The organism is Psychrobacter sp. Ps4, from assembly GCF_022129285.1.
Classification (GTDB): domain Bacteria; phylum Pseudomonadota; class Gammaproteobacteria; order Pseudomonadales; family Moraxellaceae; genus Psychrobacter; species Psychrobacter immobilis_A.
The window spans coordinates 14,166-40,301 of the sequence record NZ_JADQAK010000007.1 but is presented as its reverse complement, the minus strand read 5'-3'; the positions used below and the strand labels follow the sequence as shown (position 1 = coordinate 40,301).

Annotated in this window: 25 protein-coding genes; 12 read left to right on the top strand and 13 right to left on the bottom strand. The window is 44.0% G+C overall.

Annotated elements, in window-relative coordinates:
* Nucleotides 1–276: 276 nt before the first annotated feature.
* The 6 genes from I3252_RS05805 to I3252_RS05780 form a co-directional block, all read right to left on the bottom strand.
* Nucleotides 277–996, bottom strand: a complete 720-nt coding sequence (locus I3252_RS05805; protein ID WP_238034523.1) for a hypothetical protein — start codon at nt 994–996, stop codon at nt 277–279.
* A gap of 290 nt (nt 997–1,286) precedes the next feature.
* Nucleotides 1,287–2,330 (bottom strand): hypothetical protein, encoded by a 1,044-nt coding sequence (locus I3252_RS05800; protein ID WP_238034522.1) that lies wholly within the window; start codon nt 2,328–2,330, stop codon nt 1,287–1,289.
* A 198-nt stretch (nt 2,331–2,528) separates the two neighbouring features.
* Entirely contained in the window at nt 2,529–2,900 is a 372-nt protein-coding gene (locus tag I3252_RS05795) for a CrcB family protein (RefSeq protein WP_045452571.1), read from the bottom strand.
* Between the two features lie 55 nt (nt 2,901–2,955).
* On the bottom strand, nt 2,956–4,014 hold the full coding sequence (gene tsaD / locus I3252_RS05790; RefSeq protein WP_238034521.1) for a tRNA (adenosine(37)-N6)-threonylcarbamoyltransferase complex transferase subunit TsaD: 1,059 nt from the start codon (nt 4,012–4,014) through the stop codon (nt 2,956–2,958).
* 341 nt (nt 4,015–4,355) lie between these two features.
* A complete protein-coding gene (locus I3252_RS05785) occupies nt 4,356–4,865 on the bottom strand; it encodes a c-type cytochrome (protein ID WP_238034520.1) in 510 nt (169 codons plus the stop codon).
* Between the two features lie 84 nt (nt 4,866–4,949).
* On the bottom strand, nt 4,950–5,354 hold the full coding sequence (locus I3252_RS05780) for a hypothetical protein (protein WP_238034519.1): 405 nt from the start codon (nt 5,352–5,354) through the stop codon (nt 4,950–4,952).
* A 409-nt stretch (nt 5,355–5,763) separates the two neighbouring features.
* Between I3252_RS05780 and rpsU the strand changes: the two genes are divergently transcribed.
* On the top strand, nt 5,764–5,979 hold the full coding sequence (gene rpsU / locus I3252_RS05775; RefSeq protein ID WP_010195908.1) for a 30S ribosomal protein S21: 216 nt from the start codon (nt 5,764–5,766) through the stop codon (nt 5,977–5,979).
* A 144-nt stretch (nt 5,980–6,123) separates the two neighbouring features.
* Nucleotides 6,124–6,573: a GatB/YqeY domain-containing protein gene (locus I3252_RS05770; protein ID WP_045443381.1), complete on the top strand. Its 450-nt coding sequence runs from the start codon at nt 6,124–6,126 to the stop codon at nt 6,571–6,573.
* A 47-nt stretch (nt 6,574–6,620) separates the two neighbouring features.
* Here the strand turns inward: I3252_RS05770 and I3252_RS05765 are convergent, their stop codons facing one another.
* The gene (locus I3252_RS05765; RefSeq protein ID WP_238034518.1) at nt 6,621–8,291 is read right to left on the bottom strand and encodes a M48 family metalloprotease; all 1,671 of its coding nucleotides are present in this window, start codon (nt 8,289–8,291) and stop codon (nt 6,621–6,623) included.
* Between the two features lie 492 nt (nt 8,292–8,783).
* On the opposite strand from I3252_RS05765, the gene I3252_RS05760 reads away from it, so the two are divergent.
* From I3252_RS05760 to thiS, 4 genes are all read left to right on the top strand, one after another.
* Nucleotides 8,784–9,239: a sulfurtransferase TusA family protein gene (locus I3252_RS05760; protein WP_238034517.1), complete on the top strand. Its 456-nt coding sequence runs from the start codon at nt 8,784–8,786 to the stop codon at nt 9,237–9,239.
* A gap of 241 nt (nt 9,240–9,480) precedes the next feature.
* Nucleotides 9,481–10,344: an RNA polymerase sigma factor RpoH gene (rpoH, locus tag I3252_RS05755; RefSeq protein ID WP_198329691.1), complete on the top strand. Its 864-nt coding sequence runs from the start codon at nt 9,481–9,483 to the stop codon at nt 10,342–10,344.
* 63 nt (nt 10,345–10,407) lie between these two features.
* Complete coding sequence (locus tag I3252_RS05750; protein WP_201627307.1) at nt 10,408–10,785, top strand: DUF423 domain-containing protein; 378 nt, start codon at nt 10,408–10,410, stop codon at nt 10,783–10,785.
* A 136-nt stretch (nt 10,786–10,921) separates the two neighbouring features.
* The gene (gene thiS, locus I3252_RS05745; RefSeq protein WP_055123529.1) at nt 10,922–11,122 is read left to right on the top strand and encodes a sulfur carrier protein ThiS; all 201 of its coding nucleotides are present in this window, start codon (nt 10,922–10,924) and stop codon (nt 11,120–11,122) included.
* Nucleotides 11,123–11,359: 237 nt separating this feature from the next.
* Here the strand turns inward: thiS and raiA are convergent, their stop codons facing one another.
* Both raiA and rpoN read right to left on the bottom strand, forming a co-directional pair.
* Nucleotides 11,360–11,728, bottom strand: a complete 369-nt coding sequence (gene raiA / locus I3252_RS05740; RefSeq protein WP_045443369.1) for a ribosome-associated translation inhibitor RaiA — start codon at nt 11,726–11,728, stop codon at nt 11,360–11,362.
* A 428-nt stretch (nt 11,729–12,156) separates the two neighbouring features.
* A complete protein-coding gene (gene rpoN, locus I3252_RS05735) occupies nt 12,157–13,812 on the bottom strand; it encodes an RNA polymerase factor sigma-54 (RefSeq protein ID WP_238034516.1) in 1,656 nt (551 codons plus the stop codon).
* 313 nt (nt 13,813–14,125) lie between these two features.
* Between rpoN and I3252_RS05730 the strand changes: the two genes are divergently transcribed.
* The gene (locus I3252_RS05730) at nt 14,126–15,022 is read left to right on the top strand and encodes a nitrilase-related carbon-nitrogen hydrolase (protein WP_238034515.1); all 897 of its coding nucleotides are present in this window, start codon (nt 14,126–14,128) and stop codon (nt 15,020–15,022) included.
* Nucleotides 15,023–15,063: 41 nt separating this feature from the next.
* Here I3252_RS05730 and I3252_RS05725 read toward each other — a convergent pair whose 3' ends face one another.
* The 4 genes from I3252_RS05725 to I3252_RS05710 all read right to left on the bottom strand — a co-directional run bounded on the left by I3252_RS05725 (nt 15,064) and on the right by I3252_RS05710 (nt 18,996).
* Complete coding sequence (locus I3252_RS05725; RefSeq protein WP_238034514.1) at nt 15,064–16,098, bottom strand: tyrosine recombinase XerC; 1,035 nt, start codon at nt 16,096–16,098, stop codon at nt 15,064–15,066.
* 14 nt (nt 16,099–16,112) lie between these two features.
* On the bottom strand, nt 16,113–17,000 hold the full coding sequence (dapF, locus tag I3252_RS05720; protein WP_045443366.1) for a diaminopimelate epimerase: 888 nt from the start codon (nt 16,998–17,000) through the stop codon (nt 16,113–16,115).
* A gap of 262 nt (nt 17,001–17,262) precedes the next feature.
* Nucleotides 17,263–18,618 (bottom strand): diaminopimelate decarboxylase, encoded by a 1,356-nt coding sequence (gene lysA, locus I3252_RS05715; RefSeq protein ID WP_269129641.1) that lies wholly within the window; start codon nt 18,616–18,618, stop codon nt 17,263–17,265.
* A gap of 93 nt (nt 18,619–18,711) precedes the next feature.
* Nucleotides 18,712–18,996, bottom strand: a complete 285-nt coding sequence (locus I3252_RS05710) for a lipoprotein (protein WP_238034513.1) — start codon at nt 18,994–18,996, stop codon at nt 18,712–18,714.
* 684 nt (nt 18,997–19,680) lie between these two features.
* Between I3252_RS05710 and I3252_RS05705 the strand changes: the two genes are divergently transcribed.
* From I3252_RS05705 to I3252_RS05685, 5 genes are all read left to right on the top strand, one after another.
* Nucleotides 19,681–20,913: an acetate kinase gene (locus I3252_RS05705; RefSeq protein WP_055123535.1), complete on the top strand. Its 1,233-nt coding sequence runs from the start codon at nt 19,681–19,683 to the stop codon at nt 20,911–20,913.
* A gap of 214 nt (nt 20,914–21,127) precedes the next feature.
* A complete protein-coding gene (pta, locus tag I3252_RS05700) occupies nt 21,128–23,284 on the top strand; it encodes a phosphate acetyltransferase (protein ID WP_238034512.1) in 2,157 nt (718 codons plus the stop codon).
* A gap of 281 nt (nt 23,285–23,565) precedes the next feature.
* Complete coding sequence (locus I3252_RS05695; protein ID WP_201540598.1) at nt 23,566–24,480, top strand: nicotinate-nicotinamide nucleotide adenylyltransferase; 915 nt, start codon at nt 23,566–23,568, stop codon at nt 24,478–24,480.
* A 141-nt stretch (nt 24,481–24,621) separates the two neighbouring features.
* Nucleotides 24,622–25,035 carry a ribosome silencing factor gene (rsfS, locus tag I3252_RS05690; protein ID WP_238034511.1) on the top strand — a complete coding sequence of 138 codons (414 nt, stop codon included), beginning with the start codon at nt 24,622–24,624 and terminating at the stop codon, nt 25,033–25,035.
* 225 nt (nt 25,036–25,260) lie between these two features.
* Nucleotides 25,261–26,043 (top strand): MOSC domain-containing protein, encoded by a 783-nt coding sequence (locus I3252_RS05685; protein WP_238034510.1) that lies wholly within the window; start codon nt 25,261–25,263, stop codon nt 26,041–26,043.
* Nucleotides 26,044–26,136 lie beyond the last annotated feature (93 nt).

Sequence of the window (26,136 nt, the reverse complement as noted above, 5' to 3'; positions counted from 1 at the left end):
TTTTTACGATTTTCAAATCGTAGCGCAGTGTTTTAATCTCTTTGATAATCAAGTCACTTAATCTATTAGCAAGCTTAATAGTGAAAAAGTGACTTACCACTTTATAGTAATATCTGCGATATTGCATGGTATTCTACGAGTGATAGAGCAGAGTTAATCTTAATCTATTGCGTTGGGTGTCGCACACTCCACCCAACCTACGGGCTTGATCGGCGGTGTTTGAGAGAACAATTTTACTTGCTCTGGGAAAAATATTAACGAAAAATCCGTAAGTGTTTATGTGCTTATTATACTTTTATAATTTTTAGCCCGTGCCCGCTTTTCCTTTAGTGCTTTGACTTTCTTTTCCACAGACCACGAAGCCATTTCCTGCTGCGTTTTCTCAAATTTTGTGATATGTGCCCAATAATCTCTGTGATGGGCCTTATTTGGCGATTCGATAATATCTTCAACTATACGGAACAAGCTCTGAAATGCGGCTTTATGCCTGTATAAATCGACAACATTGACAGAATTTACCTTGGCTGTGGAATCTGCATTGACTTTCGTATTGTCTGAATTTAATGCCACACGCCATTGACCATGAGCAATCTTATTTCGCAACAAGCTAGGATCAAATATGTACTTATCTATAAGGGCGAATATTTTTTTCTGCGTATTGGGAACATGACCACTGTTTTTTCCTTGCACTTTTTTCAAGGAAAGTTCAACGCACTTCTTCCACGCCACAACGATATTTCTTTTACCTTGGGATTTGACTTGTGAAATCTCATCAAGCGTCAAACCATCCGGTGTATGAATGACTTTTGAAAAGACAGCTTCTGCAAAAGCACAATAGACTTGTGCTAAGATTTTGGTTTGAATTTCTGCAGAAGAGCTATCGCCACTAGAATATGCGGCATTTAAAGACTTATTGATATGTTTCCATGCTTGTTCTAATGCCCTTACGTTTTCCGTCTGGGCTGCAAACACATCTATTCTATCGGTTTCTAACATATATTCATTCCAAGGTAGGTAAAGAACACTTGGGAAAATGCCCTTTACCTACCCGGAATCGAACCGGGAACCCGCTCAAGGAACGGTGCCTTACCAAATTAGACGATAGGTCTGTGTTCATTTTGATTGTTTGAGTGATTATAGTCAACCCTTTTGCGAACAAACAACAGTTTGCCCAATTAACTAGCTATTACATCTAATCAGTGTCGATGTCCGGTTGTCGCTGGCAGTCGACTAACACCTACGTGCCATGAGAAGACGATGGTGATCTTATACGCTTGCTAGAGAGTTTATTTCACCTTGGGGGAGTTAATCACTTGACGAAAGTATAAACAATTTTGTTCCCCTTCATGGCTCCATTTCCCAGTAATTTTATTAAAATATGACTGAACAACTCTTTCTGAACGAAAAAAGCTTGGATCAAGAGGATATCTAGCATAGGGATTGTGAAATACTTGTAAACCATCAGAGACAGTTTCGTTATGATCAACTGAAGAGCAAATCCTATTCTCTAGTACCCCATTATGCGGAGTAGCCCAAATAGAGTTAACTTCAATCTCTCTGATAGGGTTTTCACTCATTGCAGACAACTTTCCCCAAGTAGCAACACAACTAAAAACAATAGCGCTTACCTCAGACATAGAATGATTATTAAAAAGCCCAAGTTGAATTTCTGCACCATTATCTTTTTCAACAAATCCTAGGTTTATCCTTGGGGGTCCGTTTGGAAATTTATCAGGATTATCTAGATATGCATCCTCATCTACATAATAGTCATAAAGCAAAGCTTTAATTGGGCGATCATATTGATGATTAAAGTAAGGTTGTTCAAATGGAGCAACGGCTAAAACAAATGGCTTACCTTTAACATGATCTAATTTTCGGTACTTATCATTATATAACTGTACTTTGCTAAAAATTGAATTGGATAGCCTAATTATTGCTTCAGTATTCAGATTCTTAAAGCGACGAAGACCTTTTATTTCTTCTACACTAAAAGTTTTATCCCACTCATTAGGCTTTCCTTGAGCAGAGTTAGCTGTTACCGCCTCAATGATAATTTCCGATTTTCCATCTGATATTGAAAAGTCAGGGGTCGGTGAGCTCCAATCTACAGAAAAACCGTAATATTTAAATACAGAGAAGAGATAAATCTCCCAAAAACTAGAATTAAAAGTTGTTTGAAACTCCTTTACTAACTTCCCATCTCGATCAACAAACCCGTCAGCCCATTCTTCCAAAAGATCTCTTTCCGCTTTACGGTGAGGAATAAGAACTGAGCTAAAGTTTTTATGTTGTAAGTGTTCCTCAACTACAGGGGTAAATAGATCCATCTCAAGCCCTCTAAGGCCCTCTAAGGCCCTCTAAGGCCCTCTAAGGCCCTCTAAGGCCCTGTTAACAGGCTAAAAGTAGTTTGTAAAACTAACAACGAAGGAAAAAACTATTATCTATCCATATTTAATTGCTTGTTAGACTACAGTTTCGTAACAATTCCAAAACATAGGTTGGGTGAAGCTTGCGATAACCAACAACTACAAAACCAGCTTAAAGAAGTAAAATCCGATAGCCGTTGCTAGCAACGTCAGTCCCAGATGTAGTCCGACCAATCCCAAACCTGCTAATAATTTACCAGCGTTGATAAAGGTAAAAACTTCTGCACTAAAAGTACTAAAGGTGGTCAATCCTCCCAAAAAACCGGTAATCACAAATAGTCGGACATTGGGCGATAAACTGCTGCCCACGCGCTCAAACCACACCAGTGCCAACCCTATTAATAGTCCACCCAATACATTGGCACCAAGCGTCCCAAGGGGTATCCAGTGATGCAGCGGATTAAAGCGAGCCAACCACGCCCGCAGGCAAGCCCCAATGGCAGCCCCTAGTCCAATAGCAAGCCACTGCATAGTTCATCCTTAGGTTAATAAAGGTTAACGGAGATAGTATTGAGCAAGGCCGTCTTTACACTGCTGGTAGCTCAGTCATCGGCCAACGCGGCACACAGCTCACCGCTAAATCATCAGACTGCCCTGCATGCAGGCGCTCATAACCGGCATAAGCAATCATCGCCCCATTATCAGTACATAATGCAGGCGGCGCATAATGCACCGTGGCATTTATCTTAGCAAGCTCGCTCTCCAAAGTTTCACGCAAATGAGTGTTGGCACTAACGCCGCCCGCAATCACCAATCGACTCATCTCTACTTGCTTCAGTGCTTTCACGCACTTTCTCACCAGCGTATCGACGACTGCATGCTGAAAGCTGGCGGCGATATCAGCGCGAACTTGTGGATCGCTATCCGCATTATTCCCTGAGCCTCCTGAACCATCGGTGTCTTTAATAAGGTTATGCACGGCGGTTTTCATACCGCTAAAAGAAAAATCTAATCCGCGATGTAGCATTGGTCTTGGCAAATTGTAAGCAGTTGGGTCGCCTGTTTCAGCCAATTTGGCAATATTGGGACCACCCGGATAGGGCAAACCTAACATTTTGGCGGCTTTATCAAAGCATTCACCTGCGGCATCATCGATCGACTCACCCAATATCTCATATTGCCCGACACCGCGTGCGGCGATAAGTAATGTATGCCCACCTGAGACCAATAACGAAACAAACGGAAAGGCGGGTGGATTGGCACCCATCAGCGGTGCGAGCAGATGTCCTTCCATATGATGGATACCAATGGCAGGAATATCCAAACCATACGCCAAACTGCGCCCAAATAATGCGCCTGTCATCAAAGCGCCAATGAGTCCGGGTCCCTTGGTATAAGCAATGGCATCAATCTCGCTTTTCTTCACATTGCACTGCTCTAACAACTCATTAAGCAAAGGCACCAACTTACGAATATGATCGCGGCTGGCAAGCTCAGGCACAACGCCGCCATATAGTGCGTGCAGCTCTATTTGTGAATACAGGACTTGTCCAATCAGCCCTTGATTGTCACTATTCATCTGCTCACTGTCAAAAATCGCCAGACCTGTCTCATCACAAGAAGTCTCTAAACCCAATACTTTCATATTTTTGCCTTTATCATACTTTGGTCTGCGTGTTATTGTTTACAACGTTGCTATCTTTTAGGGCGTGTCCTCTTTTTAAAAATGGTGATAAAAATGAGATAAATTGTCGTCAAACAAGGGAAGCAGCGCAAATAATATCGAGATATTAATAAGCTATTTGACAATGTTTGGCGCTGTTTGACAAAATTTAGCCATTTTTAGCCTATTTAGAGGTTAATCGATTGAATTGAGGACACGCCCTCGTATCTGCCAAAAAACGTGCATGAAAAAACCGCCATTGTCAGTCACAATGACGGTCAGTTTAACAAATTTCAATGGTCAATATCTCTTAATATACCGGATCAGCTAACTGCTTCAATCATGTAATCTACAGCCGCGTAAACTTGGGCTTCACTGACCTTATCGGTGGCTTGTGCTGGCATCTTATTAAAGCCTTTTGCCGAATGCATGTGCAGCGTCTCTGTGCCTTTAGCCAGTCGCGGCTCCCACGCGGCTTTATCACCATATTTCGGCGCGTTCAGCAGCCCTCCTTCATGACAAACCTTACAGTTGGTCTCATAAAGCTTGGCGCCTGCATCCGCCGCCAACACTTCTGGCTCCGCGGAGATTTCCTGCACTGGCTTATCTTCAATGACCGTCGTCTCGGTACCTGCCACAGGTTCAGGTGTAACGACTTCAGGTTCGACTATAGGCGCGTCTTCTACCACTACCGTTGTATCGGCAGATTCATTGGCAACAGCAGGCTCTTCAACCGCTGCATTGTCACCACTACAAGCAGTGATTGCTAATAGCGCACTTAAACTAATGGCAGATAAGACCAGTTTATTCATACGCTGCTGTTTACTTATCATGATCACACCTCTATTCGATATTTCATGTTAGCGACTGTTTATGACAGCGCATAAATTCAAAACCTATCAACACACAAACCGTGATTAGTTCGTAGCTGGTTCAGCGTCAGCAGTAGGCGTTGCCGCCGTATCAGCAGCTGGCACATCTGCACTACTAGCTGGCATATCTGCACTGTCAGCGACAGCGACATCGCTATCCGTTGCATCTGTCATATCAGTAGCAGTCGTCCCTGCTTCAGCAGTTGCAGCACCATCTACGGTGCCATCAGCTTCAGCTTCAGTTGCTGGCGCTGGAGCCGTTTCTGGGAACTCCATTTTTTCAGCTTCGGGTGCGTTTTTGCGAGCCAGCTCAGCGGCTTCATCAACGCGATCTTTTGCCAATACTTCGTGTGATTCGCCTTCTTTTTCACCACTACAAGCGCTAATGCCAAAGCCAAGAGCAATGATAAATGCAGTGCTTAGGGCTGTATTTAGTCCTGTTTTTTTCATTCCAACATCCTCAATAAAATACACATAAAATGGTTAGTATGCTGACTATTATATGCAAATTATCATAGCATAAACTCCAACCAAACCGTTATAGACAGTAGGGTTTTTTATTCATAGTAATTTTATACTTTGCATTTCCAGTTTCATTAAAGCTGGAGCAAAAATCTGCGTTCTAATTACTTTTAGAATTGTCTCTGCGCATTGCCCCTTGCAACTTAATGATAAATATGGATTAATGTGCTAAAATCATTGACTTAACTGACATTTTTTATTAAAATGCTTGCCCTTGTGCTCATGCGCAAGATTATCCTAGTTTGAGCTGATGCCTGTAATCTTGAGATATTACGGCTAAATACTAATACACAGCCAAACTAATGCCCTTATATCTCATCCTAATCGAGGAGTCTTCATGCCTGCAGTTAAGGTTAAAGAAAACGAACCAGTTGACATCGCTATCCGTCGTTTCAAGCGTGCTTGCGAAAAAGCTGGCGTATTATCAGACGTACGTAAGCGTGAGTTTTATGAAAAACCAACGCAAGTACGTAAGCGTAAAAAAGCTGCTGCCGTAAAGCGTTATAAGAAAAAATTACAACGCGAAACTATTCGTACCACTCGTATGTACTAATCGATAATTCGATTAATTAAGTACAAGTGCTACATTAACGCCACTGTTATCCATTGATATCAGTGGCGTTTTTTATGCTACAATTTTTATTATTATTGCTTAAAAATTTGAATAAATACCTCTTAACAAATAAGGATAATAACAATGAGCCAACTTAAACAGACTTTATCAGACAATGTCAAAGTGTCTATGAAAGCGCGTGAGCTTGAGCGTGTCAAAGTACTACGTAACGTGCAAGCGGTTATCAAGCAAATTGAGATTGACCGTCAAATAGAGCTTGATGATGCGCAAGTCTTAGATATACTGCAAAAGCAGCTAAAACAACGCCATGAGTCATTGACTATTTTTACCGAAAATAATCGTGATGATCTGGCAACCAAAGAGCAGTTTGAGATTGATATCATCAATGAGTTTATGCCAAAACAAATGGATGATGCTGAACTTGCGGCTTTGGTCAATGCGGAAATCGCTGCACAAGGCGCGACATCTATGCGTGACATGGGCAGTGTGATGGGTGTATTAAAGAACAAAACCGCAGGACGCGCAGATCCTGCGCTCATCTCTAAACTGGTGAAAGATGCGCTGCAAGGCTAGTAATTAGTGTCATCAAAAGCTAATGACGACATCGTAAAAATAACCGCCTAAGGCTCAAAGTCTTTGGCGGTTTTTACTGCTTTGATTTCTGCATTAATATTGGCAAGCAATGGACGGGCGCTACTGGCTTGAGCCGTGGTTTGTAGTTTTTCCGCCAGTTGTTTGGCTTGGGTCAGTGACGTCAACGCACTCTCGTAACGACTACTCCATAGTTGGTCATGACTGCGATAGCGTAGCGCGTTAATGGTGGCAATATTTTTCAGGGACGCAGAGTCGGTCGTTTTTGCCAGTTTTTCATTGGCCAGTTGTAGACTTTGCCAAGCATAACGGTCGCTTGGCTGCTGCTCGGTCAGTGGTTTAAGCAACGCTTGGGCTTTGATGGGCTGATTGCTATTGGTGAGCGCTTCTGCCAAATAAAGACGCAGATCACGACGCTCAGGATAAACACGCTGCTGGCTGGCTAATACGTCCGCCGCTTGTGACCATTTATTCTGTTCCGTTAGAATTTTGCTATGAGTAATCGATAGTAAAGGCTCTAAATTTTGGCGCTGCGTAGGCGGCAGTCGATTGATCTCAGCCAGTAAATCGCTTGCCTCTGTAAAGCGTTGCTGTTCGCCATACCAGTTCATCAGAGCCAATTTGGCACCTACGCTATTTTTAGCAGCCGTCATTAGCACTGTCTCTGAGGCATGTTTACCCGTACTTTGGACACGCCAGTAGAGCAGATCAAATAAAGCCTGATGGCGTTGCTGCTGATTTAGTGACAATGAGGGATAATGCTGGGCACGACTTTGCGCTTCACTTAAGCGCTCGTTACTCAGTGGATGCGAGCGTACGAAGCTTGGTAAAAATCGATTTTCAACTTGGTTGAGCTGGCTGCGTTGATTCATCGTGGCAAAGAATCGCGGCATCGCCCTTGGGTCATAGCCTGCTTGGGTCATGATTTGCATGCCCACCCGATCGGCCTCGCGCTCATTATTTCGACTAAATGCCATCGTGCTGTTCATCGTTGCCGTTTGACTACCCATCATCACTGCCGCCGCCGCATCACCATCGACTGCCGATGCTGCAATCGCTGCCAGCATACCGCCTATCTGCATCAGCAAGGCCTTTTTGCGCTCATCAGCACCACTTTCATAATGGCGCTGGCTGATGTGAGCAACTTCATGCGCCACCACACTGGCAAGCTCATCCATACTGCTAGCGGCCAGAATCGTCCCTGTATTGAGTCCAATGACCCCGCCTGGTGCTGCAAAGGCATTGATACTTGGGTTATCAATGATAACCAAACCCATCGGCGCTTGCTGCCTTGCTTGCGCATTGAGACGCCAAGTCATGTCTTTGACCGTTTCTTGAATCCAAGGATCATGCTCCATTTTTATACGACCATTGACGTTCCGTAACGACCATTCACCGAGCAATTTGTTTTGATATTGCTCAGCGAAGCTCAAGCCTTGTCCGCGCAAATTGGGCAGATTTAGCTCTTCTGAGCCGGTGGTTTGCCATGAATTATAATTGGATGCCATCGCTTTGCTGCTCGTATTAGCATTATTAAGACTATCCTCACTCATGGCAGCAGTGGTCATCGTCATTAGTACCGCCGACAATGCCAATTTAATAGCGCTCGATAATGCCATCGAACGCGCAGCACTTTTACATTTTTTTCCCTGAGTCATGGGCGCATTACCAAGTATCGATTGTCTATTAAAATGGTTCAAGTGCGTATCCTATGCAAGTGAGTAATGATACTGTTTTTGAAGTAAGGTTTTTTTGAATTAAGGTTTTTTCGACTGATTTTTTGACTAAACGTTTTTCGACTATACGAGCTTGCTGATATAAGGTCAATTCTAGTCTGCATTCGACTACCAATAACTCAGCTGCCCGTCACTATTGCGCAACATGGCTTTAGTCAATCCCCTATAAAATGGATATGGTGTCAGGCGCGCTCAGTCTACTATTTTTAGTACTTTTGCTCGCCTTCCTTCTATCTAAATTATCTTGACAGACTATATGTGATTCTAATGAACTGAATGTGACGTTGATTATATTCAACTTCAACTACATATCGGCTATTTGATATAATGACATTTCACGACTATAGGATCTGGTCACTGCCGAGTGTCTTTTATGAATTACAGGCACTGTCATTGCGTGTTTGCGAATGTTCAATACAATCTAGTACAAATCAAAATATTTATAGGGTTTATTTTATGTCTGCTGATCGTCAGTCAACCACCGTATATTCGCATTATTCCATAAACTTATCAGCAGATTTGTCTGATACTGAGCAGCAAGACATCAACAACCTGTTAGACTTGTTACCAGCGCATACTGTCACTACAGATCATGAGGCGAATAAAACACAGCCTATTCATGTCCAACGTTTCGTCGATGGTCGCGGACTTGCTTGTCCAATGCCGCTGTTAAAAACCAAAGTAGCACTACGTGACGTCACAGCTGGCGGTTCATTATATGTGGTCGCAACTGATGCCAACTCACAGGCTGATATCACCGCTTTTTGTCAACAAAGCCAGCAAGCAAATGCCGCAAGTCAACTGCGATTAATCGTTAATAGCATGACGGATCAGCCATCAGCGGATAGCTTATCAGCACAGCGTTTCGATACAATATATCACTTCATCATTACTAAAACTGATAGCAACTAAGTGTCGCTATCCTTTACAATTACAACTATAAAGATTTTTATCTGACTATTTGCGTTACTATTTAATCAAGGTCAAGAATATGGCTAATAATTCTACTGATACGGCAAAAACGAATAAAAAAGATGAGGCAGCTCCTATAAAAAACGAAGCACGTGATGCCGCATTAAAAGCTGCCGCCCAACGTCCACCTTATGATGCTAGCGCCTTAGGTGATACTAGCACCCGTGACTTAGTGCCAGCGATGCCGACTCATTTGTCAGCGCCTGGGGTTAATTTGGGCGCTTATATCAACACGGTGCACCAAATCCCAATTTTGACACCAATCCAAGAGCAAGAGCTGGCGCATCGTTATTATGATGAAGGCGATGTAGAAGCAGCGCGTCTGCTCGTGATGTCGCACCTGCGTTTTGTGATTCATATTGCCCGTAGCTACTCGGGTTATGGTTTGCCGCAAGCAGACTTAATCCAAGAGGGCAATCTGGGACTAATGAAGGCTGTAAAACGCTTTGACCCGAATAAGGGCGTGCGTTTGGTGTCATTTGCAGTGCATTGGATTAAAGCAGAAATTCATGAATTTGTGATTCGTAACTGGCGCATTGTCAAAGTCGCGACCACCAAAGCTCACCGTAAATTATTCTTTAACTTACGTAGTCTCAAAAAAACCAACAACCAGCTAACGCTAGAAGAGGCTGATGCCATTGCCAAGGACTTAAATGTCACACGCAAGCAGGTGTTAGAAATGGAATCGCGGCTTACCTCTTATGACGCCTCGTTTGAAGCGCAATCTAGCGATGACGACGATGGACGTTATGCACCGCAGCTATTTTTAGAAGATGGTATCGATCCTGCCGAGCAGTTAGAAGAAGCAGATTGGGAAGAAAGTAACTCATCTGCATTGATCGCGGCAATGGATACCCTTGATGAGCGCTCACGCGATATCGTGGAGCAGCGCTGGCTCTCTGAGCAAAAATCAACCTTACACGAATTGGCAGCCGTCTACTCTATCTCAGCAGAACGCGTACGCCAAATCGAAAAAAATGCCATGGACAAAATCCGCGAGGCAATGACCATTGATAGCGTTATTTTGCCAGACGATATTCAGTAGCAATTACCTATCAGTAGTGCCTGTCTTTCACCAGCGGTAGTTTTTAAATCATACGAGTTTGTCATGTTAAATTGGATAGGTATTGCGGCGATCAATATGGCCATTGCCGTCGCTTTAGGAGCATTTGGGGCGCATGGCTTAAAAAACATCGCCAGTTCGCAACAACTCGAATGGTGGCATACTGCAACATTATATTTATTTATACATGCGCTGGGTTTGTTAATGGTTGGTCTGTTAATTCGCCTAAAATATCTCACGCAAACCACCGCATGGCTATTACAAATTGGCATTATCATATTTGCTGGTAGCTTATATGCGATGACACTTGGCGCACCACTTTGGTTTGGCGCGATCACGCCTATCGGTGGTGTACTAATGATTGCAGGTTGGCTATGGCTAGCAGTGTCATCATTTAAGATGAACAAATTGGTCGCAAAATAACCAGTTAAACAAGAATAATTAAATTGCATTTTAGAGCATGTGCTCATTTTGAAAATAGAGATAAAAATGAGAACACGCCTTAGTACGCACAATTAGTACGCACAAAAGGATAAAAAATCATTAAGGAGTATATTTTATGAGTACCATTATCGTTAATGGTAAGACACTACAGACTACCCATCAGACCGTGCAATTGGTCATCAATGAGCTTGGTCTTAGCCAAGGTCGTTACGCAGTAGAAGTCGATGGTGAACTGATTCCAAAGAGTGAGCTTGCTCAATTAAGTATCGCTGAAGGTATGAATATCGAAGTGGTACAAGCAGTCGGTGGTGGCTAATTAGCTAAAATGATGATCTATTGATTTGAAAATGAATGTGCTTAAAGAAATGTATTTAAAGGTGAGTTTTTAAAAAATAATTGCTCATAAAAAAGACCTCAACGTAGCAAACGTTCGAGGTCTTTTTCCGTTTTAGGCAATGTCATTTAGAGATATCTAAAAATGCGGCTATTTATACTATTTATTATTTCATCAGCCAGTAATCATTAACCTTTAAATATCCTAAACTCTATAACATTAAACTGCTGGAGCAGCATCGTCTGTCATCAGCTCTTCATAGCGTCCATCACGCCCAGCACCCTGAGTCTTTTTGCTCTCCAACTTGGTTTTGTACTTGCGTACTTGTCTATCAAGTTTGTCTGCCATCTCGTTAATGGCTTTATACATATCATCGTCAAGCGCTTGGACAAACATCTCTTTACCCGAGACTCGCATAATCGCTTCAGCCTTATGGCTCTTTATAGCACCGCTGTTATCTAATGATAAAATGACTTGAATACTTTGAATTTGATCAAAATGACGACCAATTTTATCAAGTTTTTCTTGAACAGCTGCGTTCATAGCGTCGGTAACACTGATATGGTGACCACTGATAGAAACATTCATATTGTTGTCCTTTTATTATGACTTACATTGTTGCCTACGTTGTTGCTTGCGTTGTTACTTACAATCAACAGATGAGCCAGCATTCCTGCTTTTTCATCCTGCCTTACCAACAATGAATGGGGTGTCTTTATTAATTAGCGCCTTTAATAATCGATGCTTTTAGCAAAAATCGAACGTATCCTTTCGTTGTCATCTTGATTAATGAGATAAGTAAATACGCTAAATCGACACTTAGATTTCGTTGTTGGTATGACTCTAATTTGTCATGAATATCGAATAGTAGCAAGACAGTAAAGTGTAATTAAATGTAATAAAAACGGTTGTTTCCTCAATGTTTCTATATAATCAGAAAATTTTATTTTTTATATTTATCAAGAAATATATTAGCGATAGCACAATTTTTCTCTTAACTCATTGAATTACGACATTTAATATTTCTGTTTACGCTGAGTAGACGAGCCCATATTCATTGCTTCACGATATTTGGCCACGGTTCTTCTGGCGATATCGATACCTTCGGATAATAAACAATCTTTTATCCGACTGTCTGATAATGGCTTTTTGGCATCTTCGTCGGCTATCAGTTGCTTAATCATGGCACTAATGGCAGTCGATGAAATATCGCCGTCGGTACTGCTGACATGAGATGAAAAGAAATGCTTGAGTGAAAATAATCCCTGCGGCGTCAAAATTGTTTTACTGGTGGTTAGACGCGAGACAGTCGATTCGTGCAAACCCACTTCTTCCGCAATAGCTTTTAGGATGAGCGGTTGCATGGCAGTCGCGCCATGCTGCAAGAACTCTTGCTGATAACGCACGATACTGGTTGCCACTTTTAATAGGTTTTGATTACGCTCTTCAATACTACGAATAAACAAGCGGGCATCGGTGAGGTTTTCACGCAGATATTGATTGTCGGGGCTGTCATCACCGCGCTTCACCAAATTGGCATATTCTTGATTGACTCTTAGCTTTGGCATGGTCTCAGGATTGAGGCGCACATTCCAGCCGTCCTCTTGCGTCGATGTATCTGAACTAGTCTGATTCTGATGGTGACGTATAGGCGTGACCAAAACATCAGGAATATCATAGCTGGCTGGCGACTGAGTATAGTCTGGTTGGCTGCTTTGAAACAGCAAACCAGGTGACGGATTCAAGGTACGCAGCAAGTTAAGCGCGGGGGTAATCTGTGTAGGCGCGAGTCCAGTCCGCTCAGTCAATGCTTTGATGTTATTGCTCACCAAATGCTCACTGGCTGACAACAATGCTTGTGCTTCTTTTAGATGGTCAGTATTTGCATCGAGCTTGGACAACTGAATCGCTAGGCACTCACTGAGATTTCGCGCCCCCACACCCAGCGGATCACAAGACTGAATAACACGTAAAACAGCCATGACTTCATCGTGCTCAACAGGCTCTTCCCATTGATAAAAACTTGCCATCGTATCGAAGCTTTGCAACAGCTCATCGATATCAAGCCGCACAAAACCCATGTCATCCATAGAATCCATCAGATAGGTTGCAATCAACATGTCCGCTTCTGAGAGATGCTTAAAGTTCAGCTGCCAGCGCACGTGGTCTTGTATGGTGGCAGAAGTGCCGCCTTGATAACTATCAAAATCCTCGTCACTTTTGCTCCCCGAACTGCTTGCCGTAGATGCATAATTACTGCTATCAACACTACTTTCAAAGCTACTATAGTCGTCACTATCCATCGTATGATTGTCTATGGCACCATCATCGATACTGGCTTGCTGTAACTTGTCCAAGCTGTCACTAAAGTCTTCATCTGGTTCAGAGGTATGGGTATTACTCTCAGAGGTTACGCTAAATGAGTCAATATCAGTACTCTGGTTCCAGCTATCAAGTGTCAATGATTCATCTACTCTATCGCCGCTGCCATAATCGTATTCATCTTCATCATCCTCAATACGTTCAAGCAATGGATTACTATCCAGCTTGGCCTGAACTTCTTGCGCAAGCTCAAGACTAGAGAGTTGCAGCAATTTAATGGCTTGCTGCATTTGCGGTGTGAGTTTTTGTGAGGTGCTCAGCGTGGTCGCCAATCCGAAAGACATACTCATGGGTGGCTTATTACACTCCGATACTGGTGATAGTCTATATATGTTGCCACTTAAAGTAGCGAGTTAACGTTATCAGGACATGACGATAGCATTTTTCGTGGCAATTTTGCTATGATAATTTATAGACGGCCCAATACGCTTATTGCTCTCTACTTATAAAACCCTATAAATTTGACCGTTTTAGCATGAATTGCTAAAGAATAAACAACCAAATCTTGTTGATCATAATAAGGCTGTATAAAAAACACAAGGTACATGACACAAAACCTTCGAGCAAATTGAATCACTCTTAACATTAACCGAGAATAATACGATGAATGACCAAGCAAATAAACTGCACTTTATCACTGCTGCGATTCAAATGAATAGCCAGCAAGACATCGAAAAAAACGTAGCGGCTATAAAAGCTGCCATCAGCGATGCCAGTCATCAAGGTGCTCATCTTGTTGTCTTACCAGAAAACTGCTGTAGCATGGGCGAACAATTTGCCACCGCAGAGCGCTTTGATGCGCTATCAGCGACGATAGCAAACTATGCCAGTACTTACGGTGTCTATGTGCTGGCAGGCTCACTGCCCTGCCCTTATCGCCCTGATGGCGTTATCGTGCCTGATGGCAGACTGCGCCAAGTCAGTCAGCTATTTGCCCCTGATGGTACGCGAGTGGCACGCTATGATAAAATTCACCTATTCACGGCGACGGTAGCAGATAAACATGGCAGCTATAATGAAGCGGCGACGTTTGAGCCCGGCACACAGACTGTAGTTGCAACAGTAGAGAGTGATCATGCTGCTTATCAGCTCGGTATGATGGTTTGTTTTGATTTGCGTTTTCCCGCATTGGCACAGCGCTTACGTCAAGCAGGCGCTGACCTATTAAGTGCGCCATCGGCATTTACTTATTTAACGGGGCAAGCACATTGGTCGCTGTTACTTCGCGCGCGGGCGTTAGACAGTCAGTGCATGGTCATTGGCGCAGCACAAGGCGGCGACCATGTTTATAAAAACGGTGATATCCGTCAAACGTGGGGGCATACCACTATCACAGCTTTTGATGGCACAATTATTAACAGCTATGAGGATAGTGAATTAAACAACGCTATTAATAAAGATAATAAAAATTATGCTTTGATTTTGGCAACCTTAGACAAACAGACTCAACAGCAAGGTCGCCAAAAAATGCCCATTTTTGACTGTCATCGTTTGGCGTAAGTCAGTTTCAATACTGAATAGTAAGTATTGAATATCGAATATTAGGTGTTGTTTTCTTCGGTCCGTGTATGAGTCGCGCGCGGATGAGCGCGATCATAGACTTGCGTGAGTTTAGCAAAATCGACATGGGTATAAATTTGCGTGGTACTGATATCGCTATGCCCAAGCATTTCTTGCACCGCGCGCAAATCGCCACTGCCCGACAGCATGTGCGAGGCAAAACAATGACGCAATAGATGCGGATACATATTTTGTGCGATGCCGGCACGCGTAGCCGCAACTTTGAGACGCTGCTGCACTGCCCGTGTCGATAAACGCGTACCTAGTTTTTCACTAATAAATAGTGCGCTGTCCATTTGCTCCACCCACAGATTACGATGCGGTAGATAACGGCTAATCGCTTCTGCTGCCTTGACACCTAACGGCACCAAACGCGTTTTATTGCCTTTACCTGTCACGCGCACGCGCAGGTCTGACAAATCCACATCGACCATATCCAACGCGACCAACTCACCTACGCGCAGACCGCTGCTATAAAGCAATTCAAACATCGCCTTATCACGCAGCCATAGGCGCGCTTGTTCGGGTGTATCAGGCATCTCTTGGTCAAGCAGTTGAGTGAGCAAATCAACATCAGCGATAGACGGCAGCGGTCGAGGACTACGCTTGAGCTGATAGCCAGTCGTTGGATTGATACGTGCCAAGTTCTCTTCTATCAACCAGCCATAAAAATGGCGAATGGCTGACAGCTCTTGCTGGACGCTGGAAAGTGCCAGCTTGTCTTCATCCAAGCGTTGGCTAATATGCTGGGCTAATTGGCGCTTATCGCAGCGCGTCCACGTCAGGCGTTTCCCACGTAAAAATAGCGCCAATTGATTCAATCCTGCAAAATAAGCGGTCAACGTATGTGGTGAATGGTTACGCACCGACAAGACATTAAGCCAACGATGTACGGGCGCTAACAAATCACGTAATGCAGCATCCGAATCTATAGCTGCGGCGTGCTCGACTGATAGCCATGCTTTTGCCTCAGAATCTGAGGTAGGCTCCATCGTATGATTGTTTTTATTAGACATAGCCCTATTATCCATTAGCCTTCTGGATTGGGCTTGATGCCCGCTTGGGCCATCAGACCATCTGGGCTAAATACGCCTTCGTAAACAAAGGCGGTCGGACCGGTCATCATCACTGAATAACCCGGCTGCCATTTGATGATCATACTGCCACCATAAAGTTGCGCACGCACGTCTTCGCCTTCATCGAGCCAGCCTTCGCGGATACCAACCGCTACTGCGGCACAAGCGCCAGTACCACAGGCTTGTGTCTCGCCGACACCGCGCTCATACACACGCAGACGAATGTGACGCTGGTTCATCACTTGCATAAAGCCGACATTGACACGGTCAGGAAAGGCGGGATGCGATTCGATGGCTTTGCCTAAGGTTTCAACGTCGGCATCGAGCACGTTATCAACTTTGATAACGGCATGCGGGTTGCCCATATTGGCAACATAAAGCTGTACAGGAGTGCCATTTACATCGAGATGATAGGCGTTTTGAATTTTGGTCGTGGCTCTGGGGGTAAAAGGAATCTCGCTTGGTTCAAACTTGGGCTTACCCATATCGACTTCGACCCAGCCATAACGATCAGTGGTCAATGAAATGATGCCGCTTGCCGTCTCAACACGCAAACGCTGTTTAAATGAAAGTTTACGCGCTTGCACAAAACGGGCAAAACAGCGCGCACCATTACCGCACTGCTCAACTTCTGACCCATCAGCATTAAAAATGCGATAACTAAAATCAACGTCAGGACGCATCGGTGGCTCAACGACGAGCAGCTGATCAAAGCCAATACCCAAATGACGGTCACCCAGTAACTGTACCAAATCCTTGGTCAAATCTAAGCGCTGAGTCACCAAATCGATGACCATAAAATCATTGCCCAGACCATGCATCTTCGTAAATTCTATTAGCATATCCTTGTTATCCTATCCTATTTTTATGTATGTCTTATATTAGCACGCTGTCAGATACAATCATAACTATCACCGCTATCAAATACTAAGTTAACGCGATGCTGAATCCATCTTGTACAGCCAAACCGATATCTCTCATTAGAGCAGGCCATAAAAAAGCCCATCATCATAAAGACAATAGGCTTTTTATCTAGGGCATGCCCTCAATCTAAATGAAAACGCCTAAATGGGCTAAAAATGGCTAAATCTGTTGGTCACCGATTTATTTACCTTGCCACAATACTTCGTCTGCATATAACGCTTCAATAATTTCGCGTTTGCGAATCAGTTGATGGTTATCATCGGCGACCATTACTTCACTAGCACGCGGGCGTGAATTATAATTGCTACTCATGGTAAAGCCGTACGCACCAGCGCCTGTGATTGCTAAAACATCGCCTGCCGCGAGCGACAATAAACGGTCTTTCGCTAAAAAATCACCCGTTTCGCAGATAGCGCCAACGATATCCCATGGCTGTGTGCCATCAGTGTCGATGCCATTATCAGGCAAGACACTTGGAATGACTGCCATTTCAGCTTGATATAACGCCGGACGAATCAAGTCATTCATTGCTGCGTCAACAATGGCAAAGTTCTTATGTTCCGTTGGTTTTAGCACATCAACCTTGGTCAATAATACCCCAGCATTTGCCACAATACTGCGACCCGGCTCAAAGAATACCGTTAAGCCAAGCTCGCTAAGTTTCGGTAATAACGCTTGAGCAAACTCGTCGATAGATACTGGTGTCTCATCGATATAACGCACACCCAAACCACCGCCCAAATCGATATGACGCAGCTCAATACCTTTATCACGTAAATTGTATATTAGCTCAATCACTTTATCCAAAGCCGCGACAAATGGCGCAACTTCAGTCAACTGCGAGCCAATATGACAGTCAATACCGACGATATCAATATGGGATAACTGCGCCGCTTGCTCATAGACGGCAACCGCGTCTTCGTGGGTAATACCGAATTTATTGTCTTTTAACCCTGTTGAGATATACGGATGGGTTTTGGCGTCGACATTGGGATTAACCCGTAGTGAAATTGGCGCAGGTTTATCCAATTTCTGTGCCACATCATTAATCAAAGTCAGCTCGCTGATTGACTCTACGTTAAAACAACCAATACCTTGGGTCAGGGCATATTCGATATCGCTATAGGTTTTGCCAACGCCTGAGAACACCACACGTGAAGCGTCACCACTTGCCGCCAATACGCGCATGAGTTCACCACGAGAGACGATGTCAAACCCTGCCCCTGCTTGCGCCAATATACCAAGTACTGCAAGATTAGAGTTTGCTTTTACCGCATAACAAATCTGGTGCGTTAAACTGGCAAAGCTATCGCTATAAGCTTGATAGACATCCAAAATGGCTTGCTTTGAGTAGACATAGCATGGCGTACCATAGTGTTTAACCACATCATCAATGCTCACCTGCTCCATATACAATGCACCATCGCGATAATCTAGCGCGGGTAAATGGGCGGTTAAAGCTTGAGGATTAACATACAAGCCTTGCTCAGTTTGGATCGTGACAGATTCGCCAGTTTGTTGCTCAGAATGACTCATATAAACATCTCTAATTTCATCAGGTTATCAAAGTTAAAAAATCTTAGGGTGCACACCGAAATCTCGTTGACGGCATTGAGTTTTTAATAAAAATCAATAATCATTAGGGTCTTTACTGGGTTCCGGTAGCTTAAAACCATCCATTTCTTGATGACTATCATCTTGTGTCGAATAGGTACTACCCTGTATGCCAGCGCTATCCGTAGCTCCTTGAACCGTCTGGCTACTAGCGTCGGCGAGGTATAGATTGCCTTTTTGACCGCAACCCGTCAAACCCATTATAACCACCCCACTAATAATAAAAGGGGAGATAACACGGCGACCAAGATCAGCGACATTAGTGTGCTCAGTTTTCGAAAAGCGGTTAATAGTAAACATAGAATAGAGAACCTGTGACTTTGCAATGGCATGAAAATGATAAAAAGCACGAGTCATAAAGGCGATAGATCAAACGCTATAGACAGCTAAATAAAAGCTATCGCCATCGCTAAAAAATGACAATATGACTGCTTTGGATAATAGCATTATTACATAATGCTGTGTGCATACTGAATATCCCTAATCAATAAATTTGGACGAGTTTGGTTTTGCTAAGTTTTGCTAAGCTTTACTAGACCGTGCGACTGCCATTTACTAAGCGAGCGTTGATACTAGCGGTCTTAATGTATCGCTATAATGGTAAAACAGCCTATTATATTTACTTAGACAAATTTTCTTACAATTTATTATGAGCTATTATATTTGGCTGTAGCAGCCGACAAACCCTAGCGACACTCGGTGTACAGTTGTATTGTCTATACCACATTCTATCGATTTAACCCTTATAGTTATCGTGGTATAGCCATAAAACTATGGTACATTATGTGTAGACCTTGCGACTGTGTTGAGGCGCTAGCATGCGACTTAACAAGCACTGATCAATAGTGCCAGCCCAAGAGTGACCAGAATCAGCAATGTACTTGCTTGACCTATGTCGGCATGGATGCGGCTGGTTTTTGTTTATTCAACCGGTACTCGTCTGTGATGAGTCACCCTTTACAAAATACAATCTAAGGACAGAGTATGAGCGCCAGCCTAACCACCACTTTTGATGACAAAAACACCGAAACATCGAACCTAATCAATCCCACCTTAGTCCTCAACTGCGGTTCCTCTTCTATCAAATACGCGCTGATTAGCGAAGACAATTCTATTCGTATCACTGGTTTGGCCGAAAACTTAGGACTCGATACTGCTCGTATCAAACACACGACGTTAAATGGTGATAAGCTGGAAATCTCTATCTCAGGTGGTCGTCATCAGTTAGCATTACAAAAAATCCTTGAGCTATTAGAACAGTATCATTTCATCGCCGTTGGTCATCGCGTGGTTCATGGTGGCCGTGAGTACTCTGCAGCAGTCCGTGTCGATGAGCACGTACTGGACGAAGTAAAACGCTTAAAAATACTCGCGCCACTGCATAACCCTGCCCATGCTTTAGGTATCGAAGCGGTACAGGCGATTTATCCTGATATTCCTCAAGTCGTCGTCTTTGATACAGCCTTTCACCAAACCATGCCTCCTGTTGCTTTTCGCTACCCACTACCAAAAGCCCTATACGAAGAACACAAAATCCGCCGTTATGGCTTTCATGGTACGTCTCATGCTTACGTCTCAGAGCGTGCCAGTGAGATTACAGAGTCTAAAGGCCCACATGGTTGGCTTACAGCGCATCTGGGCAATGGCTGCTCGGCGACTGCCGTTTATGATGGCAAAAGTTTCGATACCAGTATGGGTCTGACCCCGCTTGAAGGGCTCATGATGGGTACGCGTAGTGGTGATGTTGACCCAAGTCTACACATACACCTAAAGCGCCAGCTTGGTATGAGCTTGGAAGAGATTGATGCCATGCTCAATAATGAAAGTGGTCTATTGGGTGTCTCAGGATTGTCTAATGATTTACGTACCGTCGAACAAGCGGCGAACGAAGGTCACGCAGATGCTAAGCTCGCTATCGAGATGTTCTGTTACCGCGTCGGTAAATATCTTGCCAGCTTAAGCTGCGCGCTGCCAGAATTCACAGGCATTGTCTTTACGGGTGGTATCGGCGAAAACTCAGTCACCACCCGAACCAGTATCCTAGAAGTGATGCGTCATTTCGGCATAAAAGTAGACGCTGACAAAAATGCGAGCTTGTTTGGTGGTAGCGAAGGCAGCTTCCACGCAGACGATAGCAGCATTGAGCTATGGGTTGTGCCAACCGATGAAGAGTGCCGTATTGCTCAAGAAACACGTGAAGCATTGGGCTTACTCTAAGCTCGAGATTTTTTATAAGTTGCTTATATTATAAGTTACTTGTAATTTTCTCATAAGCTTCTAGTCGCCTTATAAGCTTTTATTCATTAGACGTTTTGGATTGTTTTTTGCCCAGCGCTTCTTATACATAGCCTATGATGAGAAGCGCGACGTTTTACTCATTCCAGCAAGGATGAAGTGAGCTTTAAAAATATAATAAACCGTAGGATACTTTATGCAAACCATTTTACTAGTTCCCATCAGCCGTGGTATCGGCGTAACGTCAGCAGCGCTTGGATTGATTCGCGCTCTTGATTACAACGGTATCAAAGCGGGCTTTATGAAGCCATTTTTGCAAGATGATACACTTGATAAGCAAAACAGTTTAGACAGCTCAAGCGCGTTAGCAATGCATGCTTTTGGTCTGACGCCACCTAAATCTATCAGTCGGCAGCGTGTTGAGCGTATGATCGGTGATGGTAACCTTGATGACTTGATGGAAGAAGTGGTCGTCAATTATCATACTCTTGGCGATGATTATGATGTGGTGATCTGTGAAGGCTTAGTACCGACCACAGAAACCTCTTATGCCTCACAAATCAACCGTGCGATTGCTCATGCGTTAGATGCTAGAATCATCTTTGTTAGCACCGCTGATACCAGTAAACCAGCCTATCTGGCTGATAAGCTTGACGTTCACGCTCGTGAGTTTGGCGGCATCGCCCATGAGCGTACGCTCGGCGCGATTTTGATGCGTGTACATGACTTGCCAAATGCGCAAAGCACTGTAGAAAATCAAATCGTTGCCCCTGGTGAAGCGGTTGTGAGTTTAGATGACGGCTTTATGCAAGAAGTCCAGCGCCTATCACCGCATTTTAATACTGATGCGTTCCGTTTAATCGGGGTGGTGCCATTCAGTGATTCACTGTCCGTGCCTCGTACGTGGGATATCGCCACTGAGCTTGATGCCAAATGGCTCAATGTCGGTGAAGCTAAGTCACGCCGTATTAACCGCATTAGCCTAACTGCACGCTCGGTCGCACGCGTCGATGAGGTGTTTAAACGTGGCACCCTTATCGTCGTACCGGGCGATCGAGATGATTTACTATTAGCAGCAGGTTTGGCTTGTATCAATGGTATCCCGCTGGCAGGATTGGTATTAACCGGCGGCGTCGAGCCGAGTGCAACCGTCGCTGAGCTATGGCAATCTGCCCTCAAAACAGGTATCCCTGTCATGAGTGTCGAAAGTGACAGCTATGAGACCGTACAAAGCCTCATGCACATGAGCGCAGAGATTCCAAGTGATGATACCGAACGTGCTGAAGAAGTGGCTCGTTATGTCGCCGCTCATTTAAATCTTAGCTGGATTAAAGACTATTTTAGTCAAAATCATGAGCCGCGCCTCTCACCATCTGCATTCCGTCATCAAGTGGTTAAAAAAGCACAAAACGCCAAAAAACGCATCGTGCTACCAGAGGGTTCCGAGCCGCGTACGGTTGAAGCCGCTTGTATCTGTCAAAGCCGCGGCATCGCCAACTGTGTACTACTCGCTAAGCGTAGCGATGTCGAGCAAGTGGCTAAAAATCTTGACTTAGTTTTACCAGAAGGTCTTGAAATAATTGACCCCGATACGCTTGATATGGATAAGTATATCGCTGCAGTGGTCGAACGCCGTAAAGGCAAAACCAGCGCAGAAGTCGCGGCTGAATACTTAAAAGACACCGTATATCTAGGCACGACCATGCTACAGATGGACGAAGTCGACGGCCTCGTTTCTGGCGCGATTCATACCACTGCCAATACTGTCCGTCCAGCGTTTCAGTTGATTAAGACCGCACCGCAATACTCGCTCGTATCATCAGTATTTTTTATGCTGCTGCCTGAGCAAGTGGTGGTCTACGGTGACTGTGCCATTAATCCTGATCCAAATGCCGAAGAACTGGCTGAGATTGCCATTCAATCAGCACAGTCTGCTGCTGCCTTCGGTATTGATCCAAAAGTCGCGATGATTAGCTATTCTACAGGCTCATCAGGAACTGGCGCAGATGTCGAAAAAGTCACTCGTGCGACCCAAATCGTCCGCGAGCGTGCGCCACACCTAAAAGTCGATGGGCCGCTACAGTATGACGCCGCTTCTGTCATGAGCGTCGGCAAGCAAAAAGCGCCTGACTCACCTGTCGCTGGGCAAGCCAATGTCTTTATTTTCCCAGACCTCAATACGGGCAATACCACTTATAAAGCCGTACAACGTAGCGCCAATGTAGTGAGTGTTGGCCCAATGCTGCAAGGTTTGAATAAGCCAGTAAACGACTTGTCTCGCGGAGCCTTGGTCGATGATATTATCTACACCATCGCCCTTACCGCTATTCAAGCTCATAGCGACGCGATTTAATTGCATTAAAATGTGTGACTAATTGCGCTATAGGTAACCGACTATCAAAATGATGGTCGGTTTTTTATTGGCTATGTTTATAACTGACTTTTTAAAACGCTTTCATTACGGATAGCTAAGCGCTCATTTTACCTAGTATTTCAGCACTTTTAATGACAGATGCCCACTTGCCCTCTACAATAGCGCTACCATCGAAGCATTTATCCTAAAAAGGTCCGCTGATAAAAGGGTAAAATGCATCAACGACAACGTGCCTCTTATCTATTTTTACGCATTTATTTATGCCAAATACCAGCAAAAATTCTCAAAAAAATACACCTGCGCCAGCCATCCGTGCTTATCTTGGCGGCTCATTTGATCCCGTACATGATGGTCATCTGCAAATGGCGATGACTGTTTATCAGCGTTTGCTACCGATAGCCAAGCAGCAACAGCGCGCGCTGCACGTGTCACTATTGCCCAATGCGCGCTCACCCTTTAAAGAAAAAAGTACAGCTCCTAAACACCGTCTGGCGATGTTAAAGCTTGCGACACTCAACACACCGCTACAAATTAATGAGCTTGAGCTGTGGCAAACACCACCTGTTTATACCATCGATAGTGTACGCACGTTGCGCCAGCGTTATCCGCATGACAGTCTAATATTCATCATCGGTATGGATAGCGCGCTGAGTTTGAGCAAATGGAAAAACGGTTTAGAGCTTACGGATTACGTCAATCTTTGGGTGTTTAATCGTGATGACCTGTCTGATATTAATCATAAAAATAATCGCCTGTTGGCAACCACGACTCATTGCGCCAACAAAACGTTAGTCGCGCAGGATACGATGAACTTGCACATCCAATTACCTGCGCAGCTGCAATCTTTACGCATCGATGCGCCTATTGATTTATTACAGCCCACCTCTCAAGCATCGACCGATAGCCGTCTCTTGAAAAACACCCATCAAGGCCACATTTATATAGACTCGCGTCCTATCGCCACGATATCCAGTACACAGATACGCCAACAGTTGCAGCCGACAGACAATCGATCGAATATAATATCCGCAGCGGCAAGGCAAATGACATCTATCGCACCAATAAATGATATCATAGACAATACTGCACCCAATCCATTAGCTAAATGGCTAAATCCTGCTGTTTATCAATATATTATCGCCCATCAGCTATATTCTGCTGCTCAATTCCGTTAAAATCGCCTTATCTTTGTCATTTTGCCCATCCAGTCTCTACAGCTGACTGGCGACATCTAGTCCATTCGACAATGCCAACGCATGCAAATTGACGATTTACCTTTTTATTTTTAATATTGACGATTCAAGAGATCAAAATTTATGACCAACACCATGACTGAAGAACGCTTAAAAGAATGCTTAGCCGTTGTTGAGACCGCTCTAGATGATATGAAAGCGAAGAACATCACCGTAATGAATGTAGAAGATTTGACTGACGTAACCGAACGCATCATTATCGCTGACGGTACTTCTAAGCGCCATGTACGCGCGATGGCTGACAATGTCGGCGCTGAAGCGAAGCAAGCGGGCTTTATGCCACTTGGTCGCGAAGGCGGTATCGACTCTGACTGGACATTGATTGATCTGGGCGCTGTCGTCGTGCATGTAATGACGCCACAAGCCCGTGAGTTCTATGACTTAGAAGGTCTATGGTCATCACCTGAGCAATTGGCTGAGCTGGTCGCTGTACCGCGTGAAAAGAAAACGGCCGGTCGCCGCAATAAAAATAAATAATTTTATTTATTTTTATAACGCTGTGAAAACCAAAAAGACCAGATATCTATTCTGGTCTTTTTTTGTCTAAAATTTACCGTTCTAATACCCTTTCACCTACTGCTAAATTTTAAGCGGCTGAATGCTTAGCATTAGATGAGTGATTAAGCTAAGATAATACGCATTATTAATACCAGTATTAAAGTAGCCTCTCCCCTAATAAATCCCTACAGATTAGGAAAACCTATGAGCTTAGAACCTATAAATATAGCAACGCTAATATCTTCTACCCCAAAAAATGTAGCCGACTTTAACCAAAACCTGCCGCTACATATCGCCAATCTAATTTGCGTCCGCGCTGGCAAAGCCATGCCATTCACCCGTGAAGAAATGAGTGCTATTGATAAAGCACCAATTAACGCACCTGTCGCGGTCAATTTTATGGGATTAATTACTGATGAGCAAGCCGATCGCAAGCATCATGGTGGCCCGTTAAAAGCCGTGCATCAACTGGCACCTGCAACTTATGAGAAAATTAACGCAGAATTTGGTCTAAAAGTCCGCGTTGGTACGTTGGGCGAAAATCTCACGACCGAAGCCGCCAACGGTCTACCTGAAATGACTGAGTCTACGGTTTGCATTGGTGACGTTTTTGAGTATGGTGATACGGCTACTAGTACAGATGATGTTGATAATTTACAACTGCGTATCGTGCAACCGCGCCGCCCCTGCTACAAGATCAATGATCAAATTGGACAGTTTACCAAAGTACCGAATATCGCGGCATGGGTCAGCAAACAAGGTATCGCTGGTTGGTATTTCAAAGTGGTACGTGATGGCATGATTAGCGCTGATTTGCCAGTTTACTTAGTCGAACGTCCCTATCCGTTTGCGACGCTTGAAATACTGTGGCAATTGTCTAATTCAAAAGAGAAATACGATGCCGATGTGATTGAGCCATGGTTCGCGATTGAGTGTTTAGAAGACAGTTGGAAGAAAGTTTTAGCGAAGAAGATTCGCAAGGATTAAAAAAACTTTCAAAGATATCTCGAACTCATCTATCTACTATCAATAAAAAAATAAAGGCAAGTATAGTCAATCCTATATAAATCAGATACGGTG

What these genes read in the sequence shown, in the direction of transcription:
- raiA (WP_045443369.1), bottom strand. Translation starts at nt 11,728, where the DNA reads ATGAATGTTTCTATCAGTGGTCACCATATCAGTGTTACCGACGCTATG.
- I3252_RS05785 (WP_238034520.1), bottom strand. Translation starts at nt 4,865, where the DNA reads ATGATAAGTAAACAGCAGCGTATGAATAAACTGGTCTTATCTGCCATT.
- rpoN (WP_238034516.1), bottom strand. Translation starts at nt 13,812, where the DNA reads ATGAGTATGTCTTTCGGATTGGCGACCACGCTGAGCACCTCACAAAAA.
- rsfS (WP_238034511.1), top strand. Translation starts at nt 24,622, where the DNA reads ATGACCAACACCATGACTGAAGAACGCTTAAAAGAATGCTTAGCCGTT.
- I3252_RS05795 (WP_045452571.1), bottom strand. Translation starts at nt 2,900, where the DNA reads ATGCAGTGGCTTGCTATTGGACTAGGGGCTGCCATTGGGGCTTGCCTG.
- dapF (WP_045443366.1), bottom strand. Translation starts at nt 17,000, where the DNA reads ATGCTAATAGAATTTACGAAGATGCATGGTCTGGGCAATGATTTTATG.
- I3252_RS05710 (WP_238034513.1), bottom strand. Translation starts at nt 18,996, where the DNA reads ATGTTTACTATTAACCGCTTTTCGAAAACTGAGCACACTAATGTCGCT.
- I3252_RS05780 (WP_238034519.1), bottom strand. Translation starts at nt 5,354, where the DNA reads ATGAAAAAAACAGGACTAAATACAGCCCTAAGCACTGCATTTATCATT.
- pta (WP_238034512.1), top strand. Translation starts at nt 21,128, where the DNA reads ATGCAAACCATTTTACTAGTTCCCATCAGCCGTGGTATCGGCGTAACG.
- I3252_RS05695 (WP_201540598.1), top strand. Translation starts at nt 23,566, where the DNA reads ATGCCAAATACCAGCAAAAATTCTCAAAAAAATACACCTGCGCCAGCC.
- I3252_RS05770 (WP_045443381.1), top strand. Translation starts at nt 6,124, where the DNA reads ATGAGCCAACTTAAACAGACTTTATCAGACAATGTCAAAGTGTCTATG.
- lysA (WP_269129641.1), bottom strand. Translation starts at nt 18,618, where the DNA reads ATGAGTCATTCTGAGCAACAAACTGGCGAATCTGTCACGATCCAAACT.
- thiS (WP_055123529.1), top strand. Translation starts at nt 10,922, where the DNA reads ATGAGTACCATTATCGTTAATGGTAAGACACTACAGACTACCCATCAG.
- I3252_RS05730 (WP_238034515.1), top strand. Translation starts at nt 14,126, where the DNA reads ATGAATGACCAAGCAAATAAACTGCACTTTATCACTGCTGCGATTCAA.
- I3252_RS05725 (WP_238034514.1), bottom strand. Translation starts at nt 16,098, where the DNA reads ATGTCTAATAAAAACAATCATACGATGGAGCCTACCTCAGATTCTGAG.
- I3252_RS05805 (WP_238034523.1), bottom strand. Translation starts at nt 996, where the DNA reads ATGTTAGAAACCGATAGAATAGATGTGTTTGCAGCCCAGACGGAAAAC.
- I3252_RS05760 (WP_238034517.1), top strand. Translation starts at nt 8,784, where the DNA reads ATGTCTGCTGATCGTCAGTCAACCACCGTATATTCGCATTATTCCATA.
- tsaD (WP_238034521.1), bottom strand. Translation starts at nt 4,014, where the DNA reads ATGAAAGTATTGGGTTTAGAGACTTCTTGTGATGAGACAGGTCTGGCG.
- I3252_RS05750 (WP_201627307.1), top strand. Translation starts at nt 10,408, where the DNA reads ATGTTAAATTGGATAGGTATTGCGGCGATCAATATGGCCATTGCCGTC.
- rpsU (WP_010195908.1), top strand. Translation starts at nt 5,764, where the DNA reads ATGCCTGCAGTTAAGGTTAAAGAAAACGAACCAGTTGACATCGCTATC.
- I3252_RS05705 (WP_055123535.1), top strand. Translation starts at nt 19,681, where the DNA reads ATGAGCGCCAGCCTAACCACCACTTTTGATGACAAAAACACCGAAACA.
- I3252_RS05800 (WP_238034522.1), bottom strand. Translation starts at nt 2,330, where the DNA reads ATGGATCTATTTACCCCTGTAGTTGAGGAACACTTACAACATAAAAAC.
- rpoH (WP_198329691.1), top strand. Translation starts at nt 9,481, where the DNA reads ATGCCGACTCATTTGTCAGCGCCTGGGGTTAATTTGGGCGCTTATATC.
- I3252_RS05685 (WP_238034510.1), top strand. Translation starts at nt 25,261, where the DNA reads ATGAGCTTAGAACCTATAAATATAGCAACGCTAATATCTTCTACCCCA.